Origin of the sequence: Rathayibacter sp. AY1E6 (assembly GCF_002931115.1) — a bacterium.
In the GTDB taxonomy this organism is placed as follows: Bacteria; Actinomycetota; Actinomycetes; order Actinomycetales; family Microbacteriaceae; genus Rathayibacter.
The window spans coordinates 353606-377099 of sequence record NZ_PSVK01000001.1; the positions used below are offsets into that span (position 1 = coordinate 353606).

Genomic DNA, 23494 nt, shown 5'->3' on the forward strand with positions numbered 1-23494 from the left:
CCCGCCCCGCTATCCTCCCCAGTGGCCCTCGCGCCTCCACCCCGCAGCCCACAGAGAGAACCACCGTGAGCCTCCTCCGCACCAAGTCCGTCGAGCAGTCGATCGCCGACACCGATGAGCCCGAGTACAAGCTCAAGAAGTCGCTGACTGCGCTCGATCTCACGGTCTTCGGCGTCGGAGTCGTCATCGGCGCCGGCATCTTCACCCTCACCGGCCGCGCCGCCCACGACATCGCCGGACCGGCGATCGTCCTGAGCTTCGTCGTCGCCGCCTTCGCCTGCGCCCTCGCGGCCATGTGCTACGCCGAGTTCGCCTCCACGGTCCCGGTGTCGGGCTCCGCCTACACCTTCTCCTACGCCTCCCTCGGCGAGCTCTTCGCCTGGATCATCGGCTGGGACCTGATCCTCGAGCTGTTCCTCGGAGCGAGCGTGGTCGCGCAGGGGTGGAGCGCGTACCTCGGGTCGCTGCTGCAGCAGCTGGGAGTGACTCTCCCGCCGGCGCTCACCTACGGCGGCGTGGTCGACGTGCCGGCGATCCTGCTCGTCCTCGTGCTCGGCGCGCTGATGACCTTCGGGATCAAGGAATCGCTGCGCGTCAACCTGGTGCTCGTCGCGATCAAGCTGTTCATCGTCCTGTTCGTCATCATCGCGGGCCTGCAGTTCGTGAACACCGCCAACTACACCCCGTTCGTCCCCGCCGCCGAGCCCTCGCAGTCCGCGTCCGGTCTGACCCAGCCGCTGCTCCAGTTCCTCTCGGGCATCGAGCCGGCCACGTTCGGCGTCGGCGGCATCATCGCCGGCGCCTCCCTGGTGTTCTTCGCCTACATCGGGTTCGACGTCGTCGCGACGACAGCGGAGGAGACCCGCCGCCCCCAGCGCGACCTGCCCATCGGCATCATCGCCTCGCTGATCATCTGCACGGTCCTCTACTGCGCCGTCGCCCTCGTCGTGACCGGCATGGTCCCCTACCGCGAGCTCGACCCGTCGGCCGCGCTCGCCAATGCGTTCGCCTACCACGGGCAGACCTGGATGGCGACGGTCATCTCGGCCGGTGCCGTCGCCGGTCTGACCACCGTCGTGCTGACGCTGCTGATCGGAGCGACGCGCATCATCTTCGCGATGGCGCGCGACGGGCTCCTCCCCCGGCGCCTGGCCACCGTCCACCCGCGCCTGCGCACGCCGTGGTTCACCTCCGTGGTCGTGACCATCGTCGTCGCGCTGCTCGCCGGGCTCACTCCGATCGGCGTGCTCGAGGAGATGGTCAACATCGGAACGCTCTCGGCGTTCGTGCTGGTCTCGGTCGGCGTCGTGGTGCTGCGCCGCAAGCGGCCCGACCTGAAGCGCGGCTTCCGGGTCCCGCTGAACCCGTGGCTCCCGCTGCTCTCGGCCCTGATCTGCACCTACCTGATGCTCAACCTCTCGATCGAGACCTGGCTGCGCTTCCTGATCTGGCTGGCCGTGGGCTTCGCGATCTACTTCGCCTACTCGCGCAGCCACGCGAAGATCGGCACGCAGCCCTAGGGTGCCAGGCCCACCTTCGGCCTGGCCCAGGAGCGTCCGCGCGTGTCCTTGAGGATGTCGTACTCCACCTCGACGTGCGGCTCGATCGCGCTGTACTTGTCGTTCGGGGCGCCGATCACGAGCTGGAAGCCGAGACCGCGCCACGCACCGATCGCCCGCTTGGTGAAGTGGGCGTCGGCCTTGATCAGCGCCTCGTCCATGAAGACCGGGGCGTACCGGGGGCGGTCTGCTCCCGCGTCGCCGAGCTGATAGCGCAGCGCCGCGCCGACGATGAAGGCGATCAGCTCCTGCGACTCCCCGCCGGACTTCTCGCCGATGTGGTCGTACAGCGCCACATGCGCTCGGGTGACGGCGTCCACGCGCTCGGCGCTGACCCGGACGTGGTTGCGGACGTCGACGAGGTCGCCGAAGTCGGGCGCGGTGCGCCGCAGCCGCTGGATGAGCCGGGACATCCGCCGGTAGACCTGCTCGCGCTCCTCCTCCGCGGACACGGCCTGGATCTGCGCGCGCACCTCGCGGAGCTCGCGGCGGAAGCGACGGCGCACCTCCGACTGGTTCTCGCGCGTCGTGATCTGCAGGCGGTGGCCGTCGTCGTAGAACGGCAGATCCTGCATGATCACGTTGATCGGCTCGATCCGCTCGCGGATCTCCCGCAGCGAGCGGCCGAGCGTGGAGTCGAAGCTCGTGAGGTCGTTGCCGGAGAGCGTGAGCAGGCTGTCGCGCCACTCGGTCTCGAGCCGGTGCAGGCCGCTGGTCTCGAGGGCGTCGAGCAGCCGCTCGAAGTCGCCCGCGGACGCCTCGGGGTCCGCGAGCAGGTTGGGATTCGGCCAGCGGTCGAGGAAGCCGGTCATGATCCGGCCGGCGCTCTCGCGCTGCTGCTCGTGCGACTCGGCCGCGGAGCGGCGGTCCTCCGCCAGTCGCTGCGCTGCCGTGGCGAGCGCTGCGTCGAAGCGGACCAGGACGTCCGAGGCGCTGCCGGACGCCGCGGCCTCGGTCAGCGTGAACCGGGCGTCCAGGAAGGCGCGCTGGTCGTCGTCGAGCTCGCGTCCGGCGCGCTCCGCCGCATCGAGAACCGCCTGGCTCGCGTCGACGTCGTCGACCACGACGGCCCACTCCGCCTCGATCCGCTCGCGCTCCACACCGGCGCGGGCGATCTCCTGGCGGAGGCGCTCGAGGTGGCCGCGCAGCCCGTCGATCTGCTCCTGCAGCCCGGCGAGCTCGGGGTTCGCCTCCGCCGCCTCGGCGCCGACCGCCTCCCAGCGCTCCTGCTCGGCGAGCAGCGACTCGACGTCGACCGTCTCCCAGCTCACCAGCGCGAGGCGGGCGTGGCGCGTCATCCGGTCGTCGAGCGCATCGAGGGCCTCCTCCGCCGCCGACGCCGCCGAGACGGCCGCCGCGCTGCGGGCCCGGGCCGCCTCGACCAGGGCGTTCAGCTCGCGGAGACGACCGGTGTTGGAGAAGCCGAGGACGTTCGCGGCGCCGTGGCCGCCGTGCGCACCGCGCTGCCCCTGCGAGAGCTGACCGGTGAGGGTCAGGGCGAGCCGGTGGCGCCCGAGCTCCGCAGCGCTGTCGACGCACACGTAGCCGAAGCGGTCCTCGAGCCGGTCCTGCAGCCAGCCGGTGAAGGCGGTGGCGCGGTAGTCGAGGCGCCCGGGCAGCGTCTGCGGGTCGAGGCCCCGCACCTCCTCGAGCCCGGTCTCCACGCCCTCGTAGCGGAGCCGGACCGGGAGCCGGAGGGAGTCGATGGCGCGGCGGAAGCGGTCGAGGTGGGCGGAGTCGATCATCAGCGTCGTCGCGAAGCCGCCGAGGGCGAGCGTGAACGCCTCGCGCCAGGGCTCGAACTCGGCACGCACCTCGACCAGCTCGCCGACGAAGGGCAGGTCGTCGGCGGTGAGGCCGGCTGCCTCCGCGATCCGCTCGCGCGCCTCGTGCAGAGGCCGGGGGATGCTGTCCCGACGGTCCGAGGCTGAGCGCTGCTCCGCCTCGAGCTCGGCGAGATCGCGCGCCGCGGCCTTCCGCTCGGCGACCGCGTCCGACCAGGCCGCACGGGTGCTGCGCTTGGCGTCGGCCGCGCTCGCCGCCCGGGCGAGCACCGCCTCGAACCGCTCGCGGGTGGTCTCCGGCTCGCCGAAAGCGCGCAGGTCCTCCTCGAGCCGGGCGCGGTTCTCGCGCGCCGCGCCCAGCCGCCGCTCCACCTCGCGGAGCTCGCGCTGGGCCGTCTCGAGGCGGTCGCCGCCGGAGGCCCGCAGCACCTCGGCGAGCCCGTCCCGCTCCGACTCCGCCGCCTCGGCGAGCGCCCGCTTCTCGCGGAGCACGGCGTCGACGGCGCGGGTGCGCTCGCGCAGCTCGACCTCGACGTCGCGCAGAAGGCCGAGGCGCTGCTCAGCGCGCCACAGGGCCGCCGGCGACACCGGGGCATCGAACTCCCCGAGCGCGTCGATGAGGCGCACGCGCTCCGCGGACGCGGCGATGCGCAGGCGCAAACCCCGCAACGGCTCGAGTGCCGCGACCTGCTGGCGCGCGGTGAGCATCCGCTGCCGCGTGCTCTCGAGCTCGTCGAAGTGGGCGACGACCGCGTCGGCGGAGGCCAGGGTCTCGGGCTCCTCGAGCACGAGCCGCTTGTAGAGGTCGTCGACGGTCGTGATCTGCTGACCGGCCTGGATGCGGGCGAGCAGGCTCATCGCCTTCGATCCGGCTCCCGCCGCTCCGATGCCGAGCACCGCGTGCAGACGCGCCGAGAACTCGCGGTCGGTGCCGAGCGGATCCAGGCCCGCCGCGCGCAGCGACGCGTCGGAGAAGCGGTGCGCCGCCGCCCGGTCGAGCGCGGCGAGGTCGACCGGGCCCTCGGCGCTCGCGCGGATCCGCACGGTCTCCTCGAGCACCCGGGAGCCGGCCGGGACATACCAGGCGCGGACCGCGCTGAAGCGCGAGCCGTCGTGGTCGACCCAGGTCATCGCGACGGCGGTCCAGGTGTCGACTCCGTCGCCGCGCAGGACGCGCATGGTCGTGCCCTCGTCCGTGCGCGACTCGTCGAGCTTGCCGCGCGCGTAGGAGAGGATGTTGCGCTGGTCCTCGCCGCGCGGACGGCCCGTCACTCCGCCGTTCGAGGCGCCGTTGAACGGCGTGGTGTGCGGCATCATCAGGGCGATGTAGGCGTCCATCAGCGTGGACTTGCCGGAGCCGGAGCCGCCGCAGAGCAGTGTGGCCCCCGGCGAGAAGCGGACCCGGTGCGCGCCGTCGTAGCCGCCCCAGTTGACCAGCTGCAGGTCCTCGGCGAGCCACTGCTGACCGCGGGAGGCGGCGGGGATCAGGCCGAAGAGGGTGTCGAGCATCGTCATCGGGGGTCGTCCTCCGGGTCGGGGGTGTCGTCGTCGGTCGGCTCGTCGTCCAGCGGCTCGTCGTCGGCCGGCTCGTCGTCCGCGACATCGGTCCCGGGCAGGACGCCGTCCGTGGGCGGGTCCGCGTCCTCGTCGAGGCCGTCGTCCTCGAGCGCGTCGTCGTCCGCCTGCTCCGGATCGTCCGAGCCGGGCTCCTCGGCGACCGCCGCTTCTGCGACCACCGAGGAAGCGTCTTCGCCCGCCCGCCCGCGCAGCCAGTCGCTCAGCTCCCGCAGCTTCGGCGCGCTCAGCACGATCTCCACGATCGGGCTGATCCTGTACCGCCCTGCGGACTCCTCGTCGACGATGCCGTCGCGCCCGAGCCGCTCCAGCGCCTTGCGGACCATGCGCTGCCGGCGGGCGGTGTCGCGCTCGGCGTCGGCGAAGTAGCTGAGCACCGTCTGCTCGACCTCCTCGACGTCCACGCGCGCCGACGCCTCGCCGGCCGCCGACTCCCGCTGATGGACCGTGCGCAGGTGCACCAGGACCAGCGTCTCGGCGCGGGTGTAGGGGAGGTCGCGCAGCAGCACCGGCATCTCGACCTCGTCGGAGCGCACCTGCTGCTTGTAGGCGACCCCGCGCTCGTGGTCGACGACGAGCCGCACGAAGAGGTCGTTCAGCCGCGACTCGATCAGCTGCCGGTGCTCCTGGAGCACGGCCCACTGCTCGCGGTGGCGGTCGGCCAGGAGGAAGCGTCGCTGCAGCACGTGCACGAGCACCCGGCGCACCTCGGTGTCGAGGACGCCGCGGTCGCCGGGGAAGAGCTCGTCGGGGTCCTCCTCCATCGACACGGGCGCGATGAACGGATCGGCGGCGGTCCCGTCGGTCGCCAGGGTGTCACTCATCGTCGGTCTCCTCCTCGGTGCGGGCGGTCACGGATCCGAAGGCGAAGCGGCGCACGGTCCCGTCGGGTCGGCGCGTGCTCACGACGGAGTAGCCCTCGCGGTCGACGAGGCCCGTCCGGTGCGCGATCTCGAGCAGCCCGAGCAGGTCGACGGGCCGTCGAGTGTCCTCCGGAGCCGCGCTGAACGCGTCCGCCAGATCGAACTCGTCGCCGAGCTCCGCCACGTAGGCCTCCAGCTCCGCGTAGCGGGGACCGCCCCAGGCCCGGCTGTCGTCGCCGACGAACTCGGCGTCGCCGTCGTCTCCGGCCAGGGGCGGCGGCCCGCCGGCCGGGCGCACGTCGCCCAGGGTCTGGCGCAGGTGGCCGATCCCGGCGACGGGCAGGTGCCGCAGCGGCGCGACCGCCGCGTCCGGCGAGATCCCGCCCGTCCACTCCTGGAGCCCCGCCATCACGTCGCGCAGCAGCTCGTCCACCTGGCGGTCGCGAGCGGGATCGTGGGTGCGGACCTGGCCCGTGATGACGTGGGACGCGCGACGCTGCGCGGTCAGGACCTCCTGTACGCCCAGCTCCACCCGGCGGCCGATCGCGGCCAGCTCCCCGCGCTGGGCCGGGTCCATCAGGCGGGAGAACGGCTGCACGAGCACGGTGTGCAGCTGATCGGCGAGCGCATCGATCCGCTCGGGGTCGCCCAGGAGGCGGAGGGCTCCGGCGAACGCACGGCCCTCGCTGGTGGCCTGCATCACGTGCTGCCCGCGCTCGAGGTACTCCCGCAGCACCTCGCCGGTCGGACGGACGTCGCGGCGCAGGTCCGCGACCACGTCGCGCTGCATCGCCTTGATCGACTCCGCCACCCGCGCGAAGTCGGCCGGCAGCTCGCGGGCGAGGTGCACCACGTTCTCGGCCTCCTCCAGGAGCTGCTCGTCGTCGGCCGGCTCGAGACCGGCGCCCTCCTCGAGTGCGGCGATCTCGGCGTTCAGGCGCGCCCGCTCCTCGCGGAGCCGCGAGAGCCGGGCCTCCGGGTCGGGCTCGACGTCCGCGGCCAGCCGCTCGACCGCCTCCAGCAGAGTGCGCACCCGCGAGTTCGAGACGCGCGTGCGTCCGCCTCCGGTGCGCCCGGTGATCTCGAGGGCGCTCACGGCGTGGGCGCTCAGCCGGTAGACCTCGGCCTCGCCCTCGATCTGCGGCACGAGCCAGCCGACGCGGACCCAGTAGCGGCACACCTCGCGCGCCGTGCCGCTCGGCAGCGCGCGCTCGCCCTCGTCGTACCCGGCCGAGCGGAGCTCTTCGAGCAGCTCCCCCACCTCGGCGTGCGCGTCGGCGACCGCCACGGCCTGCCGGTCGACCGTGAACACGAGCGACAGAGCGGCGACGACGAACGGCGCGTAGCGGCCGTGGAGGAGATCGAGGGTCGGCGTCCTGAAGGCGCCGAGGGAGCGCAGGTAGGCGGCCTCGGCGCGGGAGTTCGACATCGCCCTCAAGGATAGGCGGCGGGCCGGGCGCCCGAGGACGGCCGCGCCTGGGCCGCAATCCGACCAGCGCCTTCAGGCGCCGTCGGGGCGGAAGCCTTTGTAGAGCGTGAGCGCGAGCGCGGTGCGGTCGCGGAGGCCGAGCTTGCGCAGCAGCGCCGAGACGTGGTTCTTCACGGTGCCCTCGGCGAGCACGAGGGCGGCCGCGATCTCCCTGTTGGTCCGCCCTTCGGCCACCAGCTCGGCGACCACCCGCTCGCTCCGCGTGAGCAGCGTCAGCGGGCTCTCGCCGGTGCGACCCGGCTGGACGGCCGGCCGGGCGACGCGCGGATCGATCACCATCCCGCCGGCGATCACCGCGTCGAGGGCCACGACGAGACCCTCCACCGAGGTGTCCTTCAGGAGGAATCCGGAAGCGCCGGCCGAGAGGGCCGCCTGCACGAGCGCGTCGTCGTCGAAGGTCGTCAGAAGGAGGACGGGCAGACGCGGATGGAGCTGCGCACACTCGGCGGCGAGCTCCACGCCGCCCATGACCGGCATCCGCGCGTCGGTGACGACGACGTCCACCTCCGTCGTGCGCAGAATGTGCAGAGCAGCCTGTCCGTTCTCGGCCTGGGCCGAGACCACGACACCCTCGACCGTCGAGAGGAGCATGACCAGCCCACGGCGGATCATCTGCTGGTCCTCCACCAGCAGCACTCGCCTCGGTGTCGTCTCCGTCACGAGGCGCGGCTCTCCCGTTCCCCGTCGGCGGCTCCGAGAGGGATCGAGAGGCGCAGGAGGAACCGGTCGCCGATGCGCCGCGCCGTCAACCGACCTCCGCGAGCCGTCGCGCGATCGTCGAGGCCGCGCAGCCCGAACCCCAGCACAGGCTCGCCGTCGCTGATCCCGTTGCTCCTTCCCGCGCCGATGTCGCTGAGCAGCGAGAGCTCGAGCCGGACGTCGTCCGTCTCGATATCGATGCGGACTCTGCGGGCAGCGCCGTGCCGCAGAGCGTTCGTCAGCCCTTCCTGCACGCCTCGGTAGACGACGAGCGCGGTCTCATCGTCGCTGGTGAGCACACGGTCCGACGCCTCGTCGCCGACCACATCCGCGGTCACGCCCGTGCCGCGGAAGGACTCCGCGATCAACTCCAGCGCAGCCAGGCCGCGGGCGCCCGCGTCCCGGAAGGGACTGAGCGCTCGTACCCACATCCGCATGTCCGCGAGAGCCTCGCTCGACGTGGATCGGGCGGTGCGGACCTCGGCCCACGCCTGCTCGGCATCGGCGGAGCGCAGGCGATCAGCGAGCTCGAGACTCATTGAGACGAGGGTCAGCTTGTACCCGAGGCCGTCGTGGAGCTCGCGTGCGCTCCGGGCGCGCTCGTCCGACAGCAGCAGCTCCTTCTCCGTCTCGGAGGCGCGATGCAACCGCCTGATCACACGCTGGTCGGCGGATCGCTCGCTCTCGAAGCCGCGAAGAGAGAGTCCCAGGGCGATCCCGAAGCACATCAGCACGGCCACGGGCACCACGTTGAGCAGACCGTCGAGCACTCCGGAGAGCAGCGCCCTCCCCGAGCCGACGGCGCCCCCGACATGGAGGGCCAGTCCGACGGAGGCGATCCAGATCATCGCGTGCGCCCCTGCGCGGAGCGAGACGTCGACCACCGCGAACGCCACGACGAGGAGGAGGACCGGGATCGTGAAATCGAGCCGGCCGAAGACGACGACCGGCGTCGCCGCGACGATGGACACCGTCGTCACGGCGACCCCGTGTCCCGCTCGGATCAGTCGGGGCCGGACGGCCCAGAGCCCGGCGATCACAGGCACCAGCGCAAGCCATGTGACCGCGACCGCTGCACCCGTGCCTCTCTGCGCGGAGTCCACGACGCCCAGGATCCCTGCCAGGACGAGGCAGCACAGGGCGATCGCCTGAAGTGCGATGACGGTCCTGTCCACGGTGCTCGACAGGGACGGCGCGACCGCGACCCGCTCGTGTCCTGCCGCTGACGGCGCGGAGATCTCCGCCGCCGTCTCCGGAGTTGAGCCCATGTCGACAACTGTAGCTCCGACTCCGGGATGCCGACCCGTGACCGCAGTCACGCCCTCACCGTGACTCCGGTCATCCTCATCCGTGACTTCGGCGGGAGGTGGTCGACTGCGGACCTTCCTAGCCTCGAAGTCAGCGCCGGGAGCCGCATCCCGCACCGCGAGACAAGTCGGACAGGAAAGGGAAGCGATGCCGCTCGACCTCGAATATCTCCGGTACTGCCGCCCGGGCAACCCGTTCTACGCGGTCGCCGAGGAGGGGGACGACATCGATGGCGACGCCTTCGACGTCGCGTCCTTCGCTCCGGAGGACTGGCAGGTGAGGGAGTCGCGGCCGTGGCGGAACTGGATGCCGGACGGTTGCCTCCTCCCTCGTCAGGGATGGAAGCTCCACCTCTCGTCGACACTCGATGACGCGGAGAAGGTCCTCGCCGCTGCTGCACGCTACTGCTTCGCCTCCCGACTGCCTTTCAAGCATCTCTCGACCACCTCTCACCTTCTGATGCAGAACGGCAAGTACGCCGATCGAGCGGGAGCTGGGAAGTTCATCACCGTGTATCCCGGTTCGGACGACGAGTTCGCCCGAGCGCTGGAGGACCTCGACGTCCGTCTTCGCGGATTTAGAGGCCCGTACGTACTGTCCGACCGGCGGTGGAAGTCCGGGCCTGTGCACTTCCGTTACGGCGCCTTCGTCCCGTCCGAGACGGAGAGCGGCTTCGTCTCGACGGTGCTCGACCCGGACGGGAACGAGGTGGAGGACGTCCGGCGGCCGACGTTCACACCTCCCCCGTGGGCTTCACTACCGGAGTCCGTCACTGTCGGGGCGGAGAACGAGGAAGAGGTCGCCTTCGGCTTCACGATGCTCTCAGCGCTGCACTTCTCGAACGGTGGTGGTGTCTATCTCGCTGAAGCGACGACCGACGAATTCGTGCCGATCGGGACGATCGTGGTCCTCAAGGAGGCGCGCCCGCACGCCGGGTTGGACGCCGACGGAGTCGACGCCGTGACTCGCCTGGCTCATGAGGAGGAGGTGCTCGTCGATCTGCAGTCCCTGGACTGCGTACCCGTCTTCTACGGATCCTTCACGGCCTGGGAGCACCGATACCTGGTCATGGAGCACATCGAGGGGAACGATCTGAAGCGCGAATGGATGACGAGGACTCCGCTGCTCCGACCAGCACCGTGGCGCGTCGGTGACCCTGCATACACCTCCTGGCTGACCACGACCGTCGCTCGCCTCGACGTTGCTCTCGCCTCCGTGCACCGCGCAGGATGGCTGCTCGGCGACATCCACCCGAAGAACGTCATCATGCGGAACGGCACGCACCCGTGCTTCCTCGACTTCGAGTTCGCGCATCGAATGGATCCGGAGTGGCGTTGTCGCCAGGGAGCGCCCGGCTACGAGCCCCTGGAAGGCCTGAAGGGGACGGAAGCGGACGAGTGGTCGCTCGGCATCCTCGAACTCGATCTCCTCTTCCCCCAAGCGACGATCGCCGACCAGGGCAACGTCGCGAAGATCGAGCAGCTCCTCCGAGCAGCCGCAGACGATCTCGCGGTTCCGCCCGCCGTGCTGCGGTCGATCAGGACCTCCACCCTCGACGTACTCCCCGCCTCCGGTCAGAGGTCGATCGACGAAGACGTCGGTCGACTCGCCGCCCTCTCGGACGACCAGCTGCGCGGCCAGATCGCCCGCGGTGTCGCATCGGTGCTTCAGTGGACGGACGACTCGCCGGTCGTTCCCGGAGACATCCCTGTCCTCGCCCGCGACAGCGCGGACCACCGTGCCGGATTCCCCTACGGCGCGGCTGGAGTCGTCGCTGTCTTAGGACGATCCGGAGATGTCGACCTCGAGGCCGCCGATCACTGGCTCGCCGCTCGCGTGGCCCAGGTGCGGTCGCGTGGTCTCTGCGGACGCGAGGGAATTCGCTACGCGGCTCGCCAGGCAGGACTCGCGCGCACACTCGAGGTCCTCGACCGCAGGCCCTCGGCCGCCCCTTCAGGTCCGACGCTGTGGTCGGGGTGGGCCGGTGCAGGGCTCGCCGAGCTCGCAGACGGAGGGGACCCGTCGGAGGCGGCCCACCATCTCACCACGCTGCTCGATGAGGACGTCCGAGGAGCCTCCGTCGGCCTCCTGCACGGATGGTCTGCGGCCGCGATCCTGTTCGCCCGACTCCACGAAGCCACTGGCGACGACTTGTACATCACGCTCGCGATACGAGCCGTCGACGCCGATCTGGCGCGCTGTGCGATCACCCGGAACAACACTCTCGAGTTCGACGAGGGATGGAGGACTCTTCCTTACCTGGGGATCGGCTCGACCGGGCCCGGCCTGGCGATCCTGGAGCTGCGGCGGGTCACGGGCGAGGAGCTCTTCGCCGATCCCCTCGCGTCCATCGACGCCGCCGCGTCCTACCAGCAGTGCGCGCAGGCCTCACTCGCCCACGGTCTGTCCGGATTCCTCGTCTACCTCCGCCGCCGCGTACTGCACCGCCCTAGCGCGGAACTCGAGGAGGTCCTCCGCTCGCACGTCCGGTCGCTGCGCCTGCACGCCGTGCTCGACGACACCGGCGTCTTCTTCCGCGGCAACCAGAACCTCCGACTCTCGTCGGACTACCTGACCGGCTCGCTCGGAGTGCTCGCAGCGCTCGACGAGCTCGAGACCGGACGCTCCGCCCTGCCGTTCGGACTCTGACCGAGTCGGCCCGAGACGAGGAGAGGAGGTGATCACATGAACCGGATCCTCGATTTCCAGACCCTCGAAGGTGAGGCCGACGCGCACGACGCCGCGCGCGTCAGCACCTTCAGCGTCATCTCGCCGTGCCCGGGCTGGCCCAGCTCGATCACGTGGGGCAACTGCTGATAGTCGCTACCGGGCGCCCGCGATCCAGCATGACGTGGATCGCGGGCGTCTCACGAGTAAGACGTCCCCACCTTCGTCGAGGAGAAACGCTCATGATCCCCACCCTCCAGGCTCGAGCCGTCGAGCAGGTCATCACCGTAGGCCGGCAGCGGACGACCGTCCTGCGGGGCTGCGACATCGATCTGGAAGGGGGCGGGCTCACCGCTGTCGTCGGCCGCTCCGGCTCCGGCAAGTCCTCTCTCCTGATGTGCCTCAGCGGACTGGACCGGCCGACGTCCGGCGTCGTCGAGGTCAACGGCCGGGACGTGAACAGGCTGTCAGCGGCCGATCGCGCTCGCATGCTCCGCGCCCAGATCGGGTTCGTGTTCCAGCAGTACAACCTCGTGCCCTTCCTCGATGTCGAGGAGAACATCGCGCTCCCCTTCAGGCTCGACCGATCACCCGTGCCGCACGACCTGATCGGTGGACTCGTGGAATCGTTCGGCCTGCGCGACCGGCGCCGTGCGCCGGCGCGAACGCTCTCGGGAGGTGAGCAGCAGAGGACCGCTCTCTGCCGCGCCCTTGCACGGCGGCCCGGCATCGTCTTCGCCGACGAGCCGACCGGCGCCCTCGACTCGCAGAGCTCGCGGGTCGTCCTGTCGACTCTGAGGACGATGGCGGACGAGGGCCAGATGATCGTGATGGTCACGCACGATCTCGACGCCGCAGCCCTCGCGGACACGGTCGTGGTGATGCACGATGGTCGGACCGTGCGGACGACCGGACGCTGCACCAGCCATGAGCTGCTGAGCATCCTCGAAGAGGCCGGGGCCTGACTCGTGTCCCGTTACGTCGTACGCCTGTTCGCCGACGAGTGGCGCCGATGGTCTCCCGCGATCGCTGTGGTCGCCCTGATGGCGACGCTGATCGGGTTGTGCGTTCAGCAGTTCGCCTGGACCGGCGACCCCGCATTCACCGCCGCTGTCACGGAGGCCGGCGTCGCGCTCGGGGAGTTCCGGATCCTCTCGATCACGATCTACACTGTCGTGGCGCTCGTCGGCTGGGTCGCCCTGACGATCGTCGGCCGAGCGAGCGTTCTGGCCACAGGACGCACGCACGCGCTCTGGCTCCTGCTGGGCGCCTCCCGAGCCCAGGTGTTCGTCGTCACTCTCCTCGTGCTCGGCATCGTGAGTCTCCTCGGCGCCGGCATCGGAGCGCTCCTCTCGACACTGCTGGCGTTCTGGGCGGTTCCCGCATTCAACGGTGCCGTCTCGTCCGAGGTCGATCTTCCGAGCTTCTCGCTCGCGCCCTGGGCTCCGGTGGTCACGCTGGCGCTCGGCACGCTCACCGCTCTGGCGGGCGGAGTCCTGCCCGCGCGCCGCACCGCCCGCACGCCGCCGAGCGCCGCGCTGCGTGAAGTCAGGAGCGGTCGACCGGGTACGGCGATGCGCGCGGTGCGGATCGGCTGCGGCATCGCCCTCCTCCTCATCGCCTCCGGCCTTGTCACGGCATCCGCCTCTGCTCGAGAACTCGGAGCGACCGGACCGGCGCCGATGTTCAACCTGGCCGTCGACGTAGGAGGCAGCGTCCTCGTGGCCGTCTACCTCCTCTGCCCGGAGGTGATCGCGCTCGTCTTCCGGGCTCTGCACGCGCTCTCCGCCCGATCGGGTCTCGTCGTCGCGGCTCTCGGAATCCGCGCGGCAGCAGCCCGGGTGCAGGTCAGCACCGCCACGATCGCGCCGCTCACGGCAGGGCTGGGGGCGATCGCCGTGCTCCTGTGCGCGGTGGAGTCCGTCGTCGCCATGACGACGGCGGTCCGGCCCGGGACCCGCGCCGATCTCACCGATGTTCTGACGATCGTCGCAGTCGTAGCCGTGTCGATGCTCGCCACCAGCGCCACTGTCGTCGCTCTCTCTGCGCAGAACCGCGAGCGCGAGATCGCCCTGCTCCAGGCAGCGGGCCTGCAGCGCCGACAGATCATCGGGCTCGTCGTCTCCGAGAGCCTCGCGATGTCCCTCGCCGCTTCCACAGCAGCTGCCGCACCCGTCGCCGCCACCGGCGCGGTCTGCTGGCTCGTCAGTCGCGCAGCACTGGGCGAAGGGGTAGTGATCTGGCCGGTCCCGAGCGTCGTTCTCGGCCTCATCGGCTCGTGGATCGTGCTCTCGCTGATCCTCCTGATTCCCGCGCAGGCTCGGCTTCGCCGTCCCCCTGGACCGAGGTTGCGTGAGCAGGGTGTCTGACGTGATCACGGGTCGCGACGCACTGCCGCCTCGGGTTTCTGCGATCGCCGGACGGCTGCGACATCTCGCAGCTCTGCAGCCGTCGAGCGCAGCCGCGGAGCCGACAGGCCCCCGGCAGGTGCTCCTCCGGGATCCCGACGGGCGCCCCGTGCAGCACACCCTCGTCATCGCACCGCAGGAGTCTCTGGTGCTCTCGCCGGGCGCCGCCGCTTTCGCACTTGTGAGCGATCAGGACGGTGATGAGCATCACCGCATCCGCGTCGCCGTCGCGACCAGGAGCGGAGCCGTCGAGATCGTTCAGGACGAGCGCCCCGTCTCCCCGCGCATCCGATCGTTCTCGGACGGATTCCTCTGGATAAGGCGGAACGACGCGGGTCGGCCCTGGCAGGCGGTCTGGTGGCATCGCAGCCTGACGACTCCCCACGTGCTGCTCGAAGAGCCCGATCAGGCTCGGAGGCTCGATCTGCGCAGCGTCGCCGGGGCGATCGCCGTACTCGCATCGAGAGGGGCGCGCGACTCCCGGTACTGGGTGCTGACCGGAGAGGAGAGCAGTCCCCCGACGTGCCGTCGCCTCGACCTCGGCACGGAGAACGCGGATGTCTCCGCCTGCAGGGGCGGCCTCGCGGTCCTGTATCGACGGCACGGAGTCGTCCGGATGACCGGCTCGACGCGTCCTCTCGAGGTTCCCGTTCCGAAGGCCCTTCAGGCGGAGCACCTGCAGGAGGCCCAGGGTGAGCTCTTCGTACTCGGTCGGTCGTCCGGCAGGAGAGCGGTGTGGCTGCCCGGCGGCGGGGCAGACGCGCTCTGGCTCGCGCCGGCGGCCGGGACCCTTGTTCCCGCCGTCGATCCGATCACCCGCCACCCGATCATGCTCGTCTCCTCCCCTGCTCACCGCGCCCACTGCGTCACCCCTGTACCGGGTAAGGCACTCGCCACCGAGGTCACAGAACGGATGAAGGTCACGTCACTCACTGCGCCGAGCCGGGACGGCACCCTCGTCCCGCTCACCCTGATGACTCCTGACGGCGCCGACAGCTGTCCCGTCGTCGTCCACGTCTACGGCGCCTACGGCATCAGCCTCGAGGGGCCGTTCGATCCCTTCACGGACGACCTCCTCGCGCGCGGAGCCGCGGTCGCCTACTGCCATGTCCGCGGGGGCGGAGAGAACGGCCCGGAGTGGCATCGGCAGGCGACCGGCCTCGGCCGCGAGCGCCCGATCGAGGACCTCCTCGCCTGCCTGGCGTTGCTTCGTGAGCTTCCAGGGATCGACTCGCACCGGCTCCTTCTCACCGCGGCGAGCGCGGGCGCGCTGGTCGCTGCGACGGTCTGCCTCCGTCGCCCCGCAGAACTCCGTGGCCTCCACCTCGTGCATCCCTTCCTCGATCCCGTCGGCGCGCTCGATGATCGCTCCGCAGCCGCGGCGGCGTCCGACCGTGAGGAGTTCGGTGACCCTGACTGGATCCTCGCGAGCGGGCTCTCTCCACTCGCGACGATCGCCACAATGGTGGGGCGGAGCCGACCGCTTCCGCGCGCGTGGATTCGAGCCGGTCTCCGCGATGCCCGAGTCGACGCGTCGGCGATCGCGGAATTCGCAAGCGCCTACCGGGCAGTGGCTGAGCGCGACGATCCCGCGCACGTCGTCCTCCGTGCGACCTCGGGCGGTCACCTCAGCGGACTGACGCCCGAGGAGTCCCACCAGGAGAACGTCCTCGCTCACGCCTGGACGCTCGACCTCCTCGGCCTGGCCTGACCCGTCGAGCGCAAGGACGAGGGCGATCGTTCCGGCGGGAGCCGATCTCGTCCAGGCGAGAACTGCCCTACGGCGTCACTGGCCGGCACCCGACACCCCGCCCGCCGAGCCGTGCGGCATCGCCACGCACCGCCACAACGAGAACCCGGTGACCGCGGAGGCGTGCTCTCCCGACTCCGTCGCCGCCGGCCCCCACTCCTGCAGCTGTGTGCATCCGTCCGCCACCACGGCCTTCCGCACCGACTCGGTCGGTGGCGCCGAGTTCTTCAGAACCAGCAGAGGCGTGCGTCCTGCCGCGATCATCCCGGCGACGTCCTGCTCGGTGAAGACCCGCGCCTGGCCGGAGTAGCCGCCGTCGGTGAGCACGCTCGCGCCGGTCGCCGTGATGATCGGCGCCGAGATCGCCCAGGAGTCGGTGAGGAACAGGGGCGCTCCGTCCACCCCGCCGCCGGCGGCACGAGCAGCGGCGACCAGTGCGGTCTCGTCGGCGGTCATCGAGTCGTGCCCGCCGACCGCGTCCGGCGACGAGACCGCGAACGGAGCCGAGGTCTCGGCCCTCTGCGGGAAGCGCAGGCCGACGAGCGCGTCCCCGCCCGACCCGTCGAGGGACGCGTCGAGCACCTGGAGGCTGAACGCGATCGGCCCTGCCAGGATCACGACGGCCGCTGCGAGCGCGATCGAACGATGCCGGGCCGCGCCTCTGCTCGCCGCCGCACCGCCCCTACTCCACCGGGCCGCCACCGCGACCACGACGAGCCCTGCTCCGGCGAGCGCCGCGAGCGGCAGGCCCAGCACCGACGGCAGCTGCCCGCCCACGGCGAGCGCCGCGCTCCACGCCGTCTGCCCGACCAGGAGGAGCGGCAGCACCAGCCGCGCGCCGACCCGGGGCGACGCGAGCAGCCGCACCCCCTCCGCCCAGCCCAGCGCGGCGAGGAGCGCCAGCTGCACGCCGATCGCCGCGACGTACGCCATGTGCGGCACCGTCGCCACCGAGAGCACGCCCGCCGCTGTCACCAGCCACACCGCGAGGCAGACCAGGAGGGCGAAGGCACCGCGGGCACCTCCCCGCCTCCCCCGCCGCGGCCACCAGCGCACGGCGCCGAGCACCAGCCCGGCGAGCGCCGCGGGATACAGCCAGCCGACCTGCGTCGCGTACTGCGCCAGCAGCAGCTTGGCCGGCGAAGACCCCGCTGCTCCGCCCATCGTCGCCATGTGGGCGGAAGCGACGACGGCGCCGGGCACCGCTCCCGGGATCAGCCGGTCGAGCCCGTTGAACCCGAACACCATCGCGAAGACGTCGTTCCCCGTCGACCCGTCGATGTAGGGCCGGTCCCCTGCCGGCACCGCCTGCATCGCGACCATCCACGCCACCGAGGCGCCCACCACGACGGCCAGGAGCCCGCCCGCCCAGGCGAGGGCTCGGCGCCACCCGCGCACCCCGACGAGAGTCGCCACCACGAGCGCCGGCAGGACGAACCAGGCCTGCATCATCTTCGCCTGGAAGCCGATCCCGATGGACAGCCCGGTCATCAGCAGCGGCCACCACCGCTCCGTCAGCACCGCGCGCTGCCACCACACCAGCGCCACGGCGAGTGCCGCCGTGAGCAGCCCGTCCTCCATCGGGTGCCCGAACATCGACACGAGGATCGGCGTGCTCGCCGCCGCTGCCGCCGCGACCAGCCCGAGCCCCCGGCCGCCCCACCGGAGCCCGACGACCGAGCACGCCGCGACCGTGATCAGCCCCTCGATCAGCTGCGGCAGCGCGATCGACGACGTCGACATGCCGAACAGCCGGATGCTCAGCGCCTGCGGCACCGCGAACCCCGCCAGCTTGTCCAGCGTCACCGTGGCGGCGGGATCGAAGGCTCCGAACGCCAGCGCGTGCCACGACTCCGACATCGACCGTGCCGCCGCCTCGTAGAAGACGGCGTCTCCGCCCCGGGCGAGATTCCAGCCGGTGAGGGCCGTCGAACCGCACAGGATCGCGAGGAGGGTGAGCCGCGCCCACCAGGGTTCGCGCCACCAGCGGGCGAGCGGAGCGGAGTGGGTCACGTCCACCGACGCTAGGGAGCCGGCCTGCCGCCGCCCTTGCGGGCGGTCGGGGAGACGCCGTGCATGCCGCTCCGGCCTCTCAGTCCGGGCGCCGCCGGCACGGCCGACGACCAGGAAGGGTGCCGCGCCGCCCCGGTCACCCTCTAGAGTGCGGACATGCCCCGCTCCATGGCCGACCTCTCCTTCCGCCGCGCCCAGTGGGAGCAGCGCTACGCACCGCACGTGGCTCCCGTGAACCGCTGGGTCGACGAGCTGCGGAACCCCTACGGACGCGGCTGGCTGCCCTACGTCGCGCCCCTGCACGGCGGAGTGGAGGCGCGCGTCCTCAGCGTCCTCCGCGATCCCGGCCCCGCCACTCAGGACGGCATCGGAAGCGGCTTCCTCTGCACCGAGAACGACGACCCGACGGCCGAGCTCATGGCCGGGCTGATGGACGAGGTGGGGCTCGCCCCCGTCGACCTGCTGCCGTGGAACGCCTACCCCTGGTACATCAACCAGGCGCCGAACGCCGAGCAGCTCGACGCCGGCGTCGAGACCGTCCTGCATCTGCTCGCGCTCGCCCCCGACGTCGAGGTGGTCCTCCTGCAGGGCGGCGACGCCGATCACGGCTGGCGGCGCCTCCTCAGGCGGCACCCGGCGATCGAGCGCGAGCGCGGCCTCACGGTGATCCGCACCTTCCACCCGTCGCGACAGGCGCTCTGGGCACGGGATCCCGCCGAGCGGGAGGCGCGCTCCGCTCGACGTCGCGTGGCTTTCGCCGAGGTCGCCGCAGCGCTCCGGTGAGCGGTCCGCAGCGTCACGACGAGGCCCGGAAACGACGGAAGCCCTGACGACGACCAGTGGTCTCATCAGGGCTCTCCGTCGGGCTGACAGGATTTGAACCTGCGACCCCTTGACCCCCAGTCAAGTGCGCTACCAAGCTGCGCCACAGCCCGTGGCAGACCGGGCCGAGGCCCGGGCAACTCGACTACCTTAGCGGATGCCGACGCCGGAAGTGAAAACGAGCGGGCCCCGTAGACTCGCTGGGCGGAACGCGTCGGCACGGGTCGACGCGCCGTCGGCAGCTCGGGAGGCGTCAGCAGTGGATGCGCGGCAGAAGCGATCACAGGTGGCCCTGCACCGGGCGATCGTCGAACTCGCGACCGGCCGCGACGTCGCCACCCTCACCGTCTCCGAGATCACCGATCTCGCCGGCGTGAACCGCTCCACCTTCTACGCCCACGCCTCGTCCGCCGCGGAGCTGCTCTGTGCCGCCCTGCAGGACGAGCTCGACGCGATCCGGGAGGGCTACCTCCAGCAGCTCCGGAGCGGTGCCGCGACCGACGCGAGCATCCGCGAGGGCACCTCCCGCGTCCTCGGCCACCTGGACGGCCACCGCGACCTCTACCTCCGCGCCTTCGACGCCCCCGGCGGGGACTCGGGCCTCCGCGCGATGCTGGCAGGGCACTTCCGCACCGCCGTCTCCGCGACGCTCGACACGGGGATCCTCGACGTCCCGGCCGCGGACGCACCGCTCGGCTTCCTCGAGGACGCGACGGCCTCGTTCCTCGCGGCGGGCTCCGTCGGCCTGATGGAGCAGTGGCTCCGTCTGCCCGCGCCCCGCGATCCCGGCAGCTACCTCGCCGCCTACCGACGGCTCCTGCCGCCGTGGTGGCCCTTCGCCACCGGCGACTGACCGGCCTCGTCGGGCGCCGCTGCGCAGACGCTCGCCGAGAGAGTCGACCGCTCGGCTCGAGGGCGGCCGCAACTCCGCAAGCCGGACCGCGCGGCTCCTCGCTCCCTCTCGAGAGAGCTGTCCCGCTCGGCCGTGACGCCTCGGCAGCAGCATCCGCCCGCGCGACTCGATCGCTGCTCCTCCCGGAGACGCGGACGGCCCGCGGGAGGAGCTCCCACGGGCCGGACACGGTGCGGCTGCGCTCAGCGCGCGCGCTTCTCGCGGACGCGCATGTTGACGTTCACCGGCGACCCCTGGAAGCCGTAGATCTCGCGCAGGCGGCGCGCGATGTAGCGGCGGTAGCCCGGGTCGAGGAACCCGGTCGTGAAGAGGACGAATGTCGGCGGGCGCGACGAGGCCTGCGTGCCGAAGAGCACGCGGGGCTGCTTGCCTCCGCGGAGGGGGTGCGGGTGCGCCGCGGTGAGCTCGGCGAGGAACGCGTTGAACTTGCCCGTCGGGATGCGCGTGTCCCACGACTCGAGGGCGAGCTCGAGCGCCGGCACGAGCTTCTCGAGGTGGCGGCCGGTGCGGGCCGAGATGTTGACGCGGGGCGCCCACGCCACGTGGGCGAGGTCGGTCTCGATCTCGCGCTCGAGGTAGCGGCGGCGCTCGTCGTCGAGGAGGTCCCACTTGTTGAAGGCGAGCACGAGCGCCCGGCCCGACTCCAGCACCAGGTCGATGATGCGGACGTCCTGCTCCGAGATCGGCTGCGAGACGTCGAGGACGACGACGGCGACCTCGGCCTTCTCGAGCGCCGTCGAGGTGCGCAGCGACGCGTAGAAGTCGGCGCCCTGCTGGAGGTGCACGCGGCGGCGGATGCCCGCGGTGTCGACGAAGCGCCAGACCTTGCCGGCGATCTCGACCTGCTCGTCGACCGGGTCGCGCGTGGTGCCGGCGAGCTCGTTGACGACGACCCGCTCCTCCCCCGCCGCCTTGTTGAGCAGGCTGGACTTGCCGACGTTCGGGCGGCCGAGGATCGCGACGCGGCGCGGTCCGCCGACCTCGCGCTTGGCGACGGCCGACTCCAGAGGGAGCTTCTCGAGCACCGCGTCGAGAAGGTCGGCGACGCCGCGGCCGTGGACGGCCGAGACGGGGCGGGGCTCGCCCAGGCCGAGCGACCACAGCGATGCGGCGTTCGGCTCCTGGCGGGCGTCGTCCACCTTGTTGGCGGCGAGGAAGACCGGCTTCTTCGTCTTGCGCAGCAGCTTCACGACGTGCTCGTCGGTCGCGGTCGCGCCGACGTTCGCGTCGACGACGAAGATGACGGCGTCGGCGAGGTCGATGGCGATCTCGGCCTGCATGGCGACGGAGGCGTCGATGCCGCGGGCGTCGGGCTCCCAGCCGCCGGTGTCGACGATGGTGAACGCCCGGTCGATCCACTCCGCCTTGTAGGACACGCGGTCGCGCGTGACGCCCGGGGTGTCCTCGACGACGGCCTCGCGGCGGCCGAGGATGCGGTTCACCAGCGCGGACTTGCCGACGTTGGGGCGGCCCACGATCGCCACGACCGGGAGGGCGGGGAGGTAGCGGACCTCGTCCGAGTCCTCCCCGGCGAACTCGAGGAGGTCGAGGTCCTCCTCGTCGAGGTCGTAGTCCTCGAGTCCGCTCCGGAGCGCCTGCGCGCGTGAGGAGGCGAGCTGCTCGTCGAGGTCGCCGAGGCGCTCGACGAGGTCGTCGTCTCCGAAGTTCAGCTCGTCGTCACCGACGTGCGTGTCCTGTGCCATGACCGGCCCTTGCTCTCGAAGTTCGGACCTCGGCGACGACCGCGTCGACGGTCTGCTCGAAGTCGAGATGAGTGGAGTCGAGAAGAGTGACTCCTTCTGCGGCGTTCATGAAGTCGACCACCTGCGAGTCGGCGCGGTCCCTCGACCGCAGCGCCTGACCCGTCGCCTCGGCGGATTCCGTGGTGACCTCGCGCGAACGCCTGACCATTCTAGCCTCTTCGCTCGCCGTCAGCAGGATCCGGACCGGAGCGGTCGGTGCGACGACCGTCGTGATGTCGCGGCCCTCGACGATGATGCCCTCCCGACGCGTCTCGCCGATGATCCTCCGGAACAGCAGTGTGATCCTCCGACGGACCTCGGGGACCTTCGCCACGGCCGAGACCCGCGCGGTCACCCGGGGCTCGCGGATGGCGGTGGTCACCTCGGTCGGACCGACCCACACCGAGTACGACTCGGGGTCGGTGCCGATGGAGTAGTCGAAGCCGTCGAGCGCGTCGACGATCGCGTCCTGGTCCTCGAAGTCGAGGCCGCGGTCGAGCCCGTGCCAGGCGAGCGCGCGGTAGGCCGCTCCCGTGTCGAGGAACTCGAAGTCGAGGCGGCGGGCGGCAGCCCTCGACACGCTGGACTTGCCGCTGCCGGCCGGGCCGTCGATGGCGACCACGACGGCCTCGCCGAAGTCGCCCTGCTCGGCGGCCTCGGAGCGCGCCTCGCGCTCGGGAGCCGCGCCCCCGTCCTCCGGGATGCTCTGCTGTGCCCGGCGGGCGGGCGTCATCCTGTTCAGGCCGCCCTCCTGCCTGTTCTGCTCGGTGCTCATCCGGCGATCCTCCAGCCGCGTATGGTCAGTTCTTCGGTCAGCGGCGCGACCGCTTCGGGCACCACCGAGATCTCGGCGAGACCCACTCGGCGCCCCTGCGCGTGCTCGAGGCGAACGTCCTCGAGATTGACGCCCGCCTCGCCGATCTCCACCAGGAGCCGCGCGAGGGTTCCGGGAGAGTCGTCGACGAGGACGATCAGGGTCGAGAAGCGCTGGTCCTGGCCGTGCTTGCCGGGCAGGCGCGCCACTCCGGCGTTGCCCGCGGCCAGGTGCTCGGCGAGCACGCGGCGCGAGCCGGGCGCCTCGAGGTCGCGGAGCGCGTCGGCGACCGCGGCGACGTCGTCGCGGAAGGCGTCGAGCACCGCGACGACGTGCTCGCGGTTCGCGGCCAGGATCTGCATCCAGAGCTCGGGGGCCGAGGCCGCCAGGCGCGAGACGTCGCGGACGCCCTGCCCGGCGAGGCGGAGCGCCGCGTTCGGGGCGTCGAGGAGGCGCTGGCCGAGCAGTGACGAGATCACCTGCGGGGCGTGCGAGACGAGGCCGACCGAGAGGTCGTGCTCCTCCGGGTCCATCTCGACGATGGTGCCGCCGAGGTCGAGAGCGAGGCCCTCCACCCTTGCGAGCGCGTCGGGCGCGGTCTCGCCGTCGCGGCAGATCACCCAGGGTCTGCCGACGAAGAGGTCTCCCCGCGCGGCGACCGGTCCGCCGCGCTCGCGGCCGGCCATCGGGTGCGAGCCGATGTAGCGGGCGAGGTCGACGCCGCGGGAGCGCAGCTCGCGCAGCGGCTGGGTCTTGACGCTCGCCACGTCGGTGACGACGGCTCCGGGGTGCGCCGCGAGCTCGCGCTCGACGACGCTCGCGGTGACGTCAGGGGGGACGCAGACGACGACGACGGAGGGCCGGTCGTCGGCGGAGGCGGCGCGGCCGGCCCCGTAGTCGATGGCGAGGGAGAGGCTCGCGGGCGAGGCGTCGTCGAGGACGACGTCGATCCCGCGGGAGGCGAGGCCGAGGCCGATGGAGGCGCCGAGCAGTCCGGAGCCGACCACCCGCACCGTCCCGGTCGTCCGCATCGCGGGCGGCGCGGGGTGCAGGAGCTCATTCACCCCGACAGCCTAGCGATCGGCGCG

At 71.8% G+C, this 23494-nt stretch carries 17 protein-coding genes and 1 tRNA gene; 8 read left to right on the forward strand and 10 right to left on the reverse strand.

Going from position 1 to position 23494, the window contains the following annotated elements; translation table 11 throughout:
- Positions 1-65 precede the first annotated feature (65 nt).
- Positions 66-1520 (forward strand): amino acid permease, encoded by a 1455-nt coding sequence (locus C5C46_RS01650; protein ID WP_104225409.1) that lies wholly within the window; start codon positions 66-68, stop codon positions 1518-1520.
- Here the strand turns inward: C5C46_RS01650 and C5C46_RS01655 are convergent.
- From C5C46_RS01655 to C5C46_RS01675, 5 genes are all read right to left on the reverse strand, one after another.
- Positions 1517-4858, reverse strand: a complete 3342-nt coding sequence (locus tag C5C46_RS01655; protein ID WP_104225410.1) for an ATP-binding protein — start codon at positions 4856-4858, stop codon at positions 1517-1519. The genes C5C46_RS01650 and C5C46_RS01655 overlap by 4 nt on opposite strands.
- Positions 4855-5742, reverse strand: coding sequence for a DUF4194 domain-containing protein (locus C5C46_RS01660; protein WP_104225411.1), 888 nt, complete (start codon positions 5740-5742; stop codon positions 4855-4857). The genes C5C46_RS01655 and C5C46_RS01660 overlap by 4 nt, the downstream gene beginning before the upstream one ends.
- A complete protein-coding gene (locus C5C46_RS01665) occupies positions 5735-7210 on the reverse strand; it encodes a DUF3375 domain-containing protein (RefSeq protein ID WP_104225412.1) in 1476 nt (491 codons plus the stop codon). Before C5C46_RS01665 ends, C5C46_RS01660 begins: the two co-directional genes overlap by 8 nt.
- A 72-nt stretch (positions 7211-7282) precedes the next feature.
- Positions 7283-7930, reverse strand: coding sequence for a response regulator transcription factor (locus C5C46_RS01670; RefSeq protein WP_258059250.1), 648 nt, complete (start codon positions 7928-7930; stop codon positions 7283-7285).
- Positions 7927-9237, reverse strand: a complete 1311-nt coding sequence (locus tag C5C46_RS01675; protein WP_104225413.1) for a sensor histidine kinase — start codon at positions 9235-9237, stop codon at positions 7927-7929. The genes C5C46_RS01670 and C5C46_RS01675 overlap by 4 nt, the downstream gene beginning before the upstream one ends.
- Positions 9238-9424: 187 nt before the next feature.
- On the opposite strand from C5C46_RS01675, the gene lanKC reads away from it, so the two are divergent.
- From lanKC to C5C46_RS17400, 5 genes are all read left to right on the forward strand, one after another.
- A complete protein-coding gene (gene lanKC, locus C5C46_RS01680) occupies positions 9425-11926 on the forward strand; it encodes a class III lanthionine synthetase LanKC (RefSeq protein ID WP_104225414.1) in 2502 nt (833 codons plus the stop codon).
- Positions 11927-11962: 36 nt separating this feature from the next.
- Entirely contained in the window at positions 11963-12094 is a 132-nt protein-coding gene (locus C5C46_RS17165) for a hypothetical protein (protein ID WP_258059251.1), read from the forward strand.
- Between the two features lie 92 nt (positions 12095-12186).
- The gene (locus tag C5C46_RS01685) at positions 12187-12909 is read left to right on the forward strand and encodes an ABC transporter ATP-binding protein (protein ID WP_104225415.1); all 723 of its coding nucleotides are present in this window, start codon (positions 12187-12189) and stop codon (positions 12907-12909) included.
- A 3-nt stretch (positions 12910-12912) separates the two neighbouring features.
- Positions 12913-14313 carry an FtsX-like permease family protein gene (locus tag C5C46_RS01690; protein WP_104225416.1) on the forward strand — a complete coding sequence of 467 codons (1401 nt, stop codon included), beginning with the start codon at positions 12913-12915 and terminating at the stop codon, positions 14311-14313.
- Positions 14314-15325: 1012 nt separating this feature from the next.
- The gene (locus C5C46_RS17400; protein ID WP_374953786.1) at positions 15326-16063 is read left to right on the forward strand and encodes a prolyl oligopeptidase family serine peptidase; all 738 of its coding nucleotides are present in this window, start codon (positions 15326-15328) and stop codon (positions 16061-16063) included.
- Positions 16064-16138: 75 nt separating this feature from the next.
- Here the strand turns inward: C5C46_RS17400 and C5C46_RS01700 are convergent, their stop codons facing one another.
- Entirely contained in the window at positions 16139-18115 is a 1977-nt protein-coding gene (locus C5C46_RS01700; RefSeq protein ID WP_104225454.1) for a glycosyltransferase family 39 protein, read from the reverse strand.
- Positions 18116-18271: 156 nt separating this feature from the next.
- Between C5C46_RS01700 and C5C46_RS17175 the strand changes: the two genes are divergently transcribed.
- Positions 18272-18898, forward strand: coding sequence for a uracil-DNA glycosylase (locus C5C46_RS17175; protein WP_104225418.1), 627 nt, complete (start codon positions 18272-18274; stop codon positions 18896-18898).
- A 78-nt stretch (positions 18899-18976) separates the two neighbouring features.
- Here the strand turns inward: C5C46_RS17175 and C5C46_RS01710 are convergent.
- A tRNA-Pro gene (locus C5C46_RS01710) sits at positions 18977-19050 on the reverse strand.
- A 146-nt stretch (positions 19051-19196) separates the two neighbouring features.
- On the opposite strand from C5C46_RS01710, the gene C5C46_RS01715 reads away from it, so the two are divergent.
- Positions 19197-19790 carry a TetR/AcrR family transcriptional regulator gene (locus C5C46_RS01715; protein ID WP_181069118.1) on the forward strand — a complete coding sequence of 198 codons (594 nt, stop codon included), beginning with the start codon at positions 19197-19199 and terminating at the stop codon, positions 19788-19790.
- A 242-nt stretch (positions 19791-20032) separates the two neighbouring features.
- Here C5C46_RS01715 and der read toward each other — a convergent pair whose 3' ends face one another.
- The 3 genes from der to C5C46_RS01730 are packed head-to-tail and all read right to left on the reverse strand — an operon-like array spanning position 20033 to position 23437.
- A complete protein-coding gene (der, locus tag C5C46_RS01720; protein ID WP_104222506.1) occupies positions 20033-21553 on the reverse strand; it encodes a ribosome biogenesis GTPase Der in 1521 nt (506 codons plus the stop codon).
- Positions 21528-22367, reverse strand: coding sequence for a (d)CMP kinase (gene cmk, locus C5C46_RS01725; protein ID WP_258059253.1), 840 nt, complete (start codon positions 22365-22367; stop codon positions 21528-21530). The genes der and cmk overlap by 26 nt, the downstream gene beginning before the upstream one ends.
- Positions 22364-23437, reverse strand: a complete 1074-nt coding sequence (locus tag C5C46_RS01730) for a prephenate dehydrogenase (RefSeq protein ID WP_104222605.1) — start codon at positions 23435-23437, stop codon at positions 22364-22366. Before C5C46_RS01730 ends, cmk begins: the two co-directional genes overlap by 4 nt.
- Between the last annotated feature and the right edge of the window lie 57 nt (positions 23438-23494).

What these genes read in the sequence shown, in the direction of transcription:
- C5C46_RS17400 (WP_374953786.1), top strand. Translation starts at nt 15,326, where the DNA reads ATGACTCCTGACGGCGCCGACAGCTGTCCCGTCGTCGTCCACGTCTAC.
- C5C46_RS01730 (WP_104222605.1), bottom strand. Translation starts at nt 23,437, where the DNA reads ATGCGGACGACCGGGACGGTGCGGGTGGTCGGCTCCGGACTGCTCGGC.
- C5C46_RS01665 (WP_104225412.1), bottom strand. Translation starts at nt 7,210, where the DNA reads ATGTCGAACTCCCGCGCCGAGGCCGCCTACCTGCGCTCCCTCGGCGCC.
- C5C46_RS17175 (WP_104225418.1), top strand. Translation starts at nt 18,272, where the DNA reads ATGCCCCGCTCCATGGCCGACCTCTCCTTCCGCCGCGCCCAGTGGGAG.
- C5C46_RS01660 (WP_104225411.1), bottom strand. Translation starts at nt 5,742, where the DNA reads ATGAGTGACACCCTGGCGACCGACGGGACCGCCGCCGATCCGTTCATC.
- cmk (WP_258059253.1), bottom strand. Translation starts at nt 22,367, where the DNA reads ATGAGCACCGAGCAGAACAGGCAGGAGGGCGGCCTGAACAGGATGACG.
- C5C46_RS01675 (WP_104225413.1), bottom strand. Translation starts at nt 9,237, where the DNA reads ATGGGCTCAACTCCGGAGACGGCGGCGGAGATCTCCGCGCCGTCAGCG.
- der (WP_104222506.1), bottom strand. Translation starts at nt 21,553, where the DNA reads ATGGCACAGGACACGCACGTCGGTGACGACGAGCTGAACTTCGGAGAC.
- C5C46_RS01655 (WP_104225410.1), bottom strand. Translation starts at nt 4,858, where the DNA reads ATGACGATGCTCGACACCCTCTTCGGCCTGATCCCCGCCGCCTCCCGC.
- lanKC (WP_104225414.1), top strand. Translation starts at nt 9,425, where the DNA reads ATGCCGCTCGACCTCGAATATCTCCGGTACTGCCGCCCGGGCAACCCG.
- C5C46_RS01685 (WP_104225415.1), top strand. Translation starts at nt 12,187, where the DNA reads ATGATCCCCACCCTCCAGGCTCGAGCCGTCGAGCAGGTCATCACCGTA.
- C5C46_RS17165 (WP_258059251.1), top strand. Translation starts at nt 11,963, where the DNA reads ATGAACCGGATCCTCGATTTCCAGACCCTCGAAGGTGAGGCCGACGCG.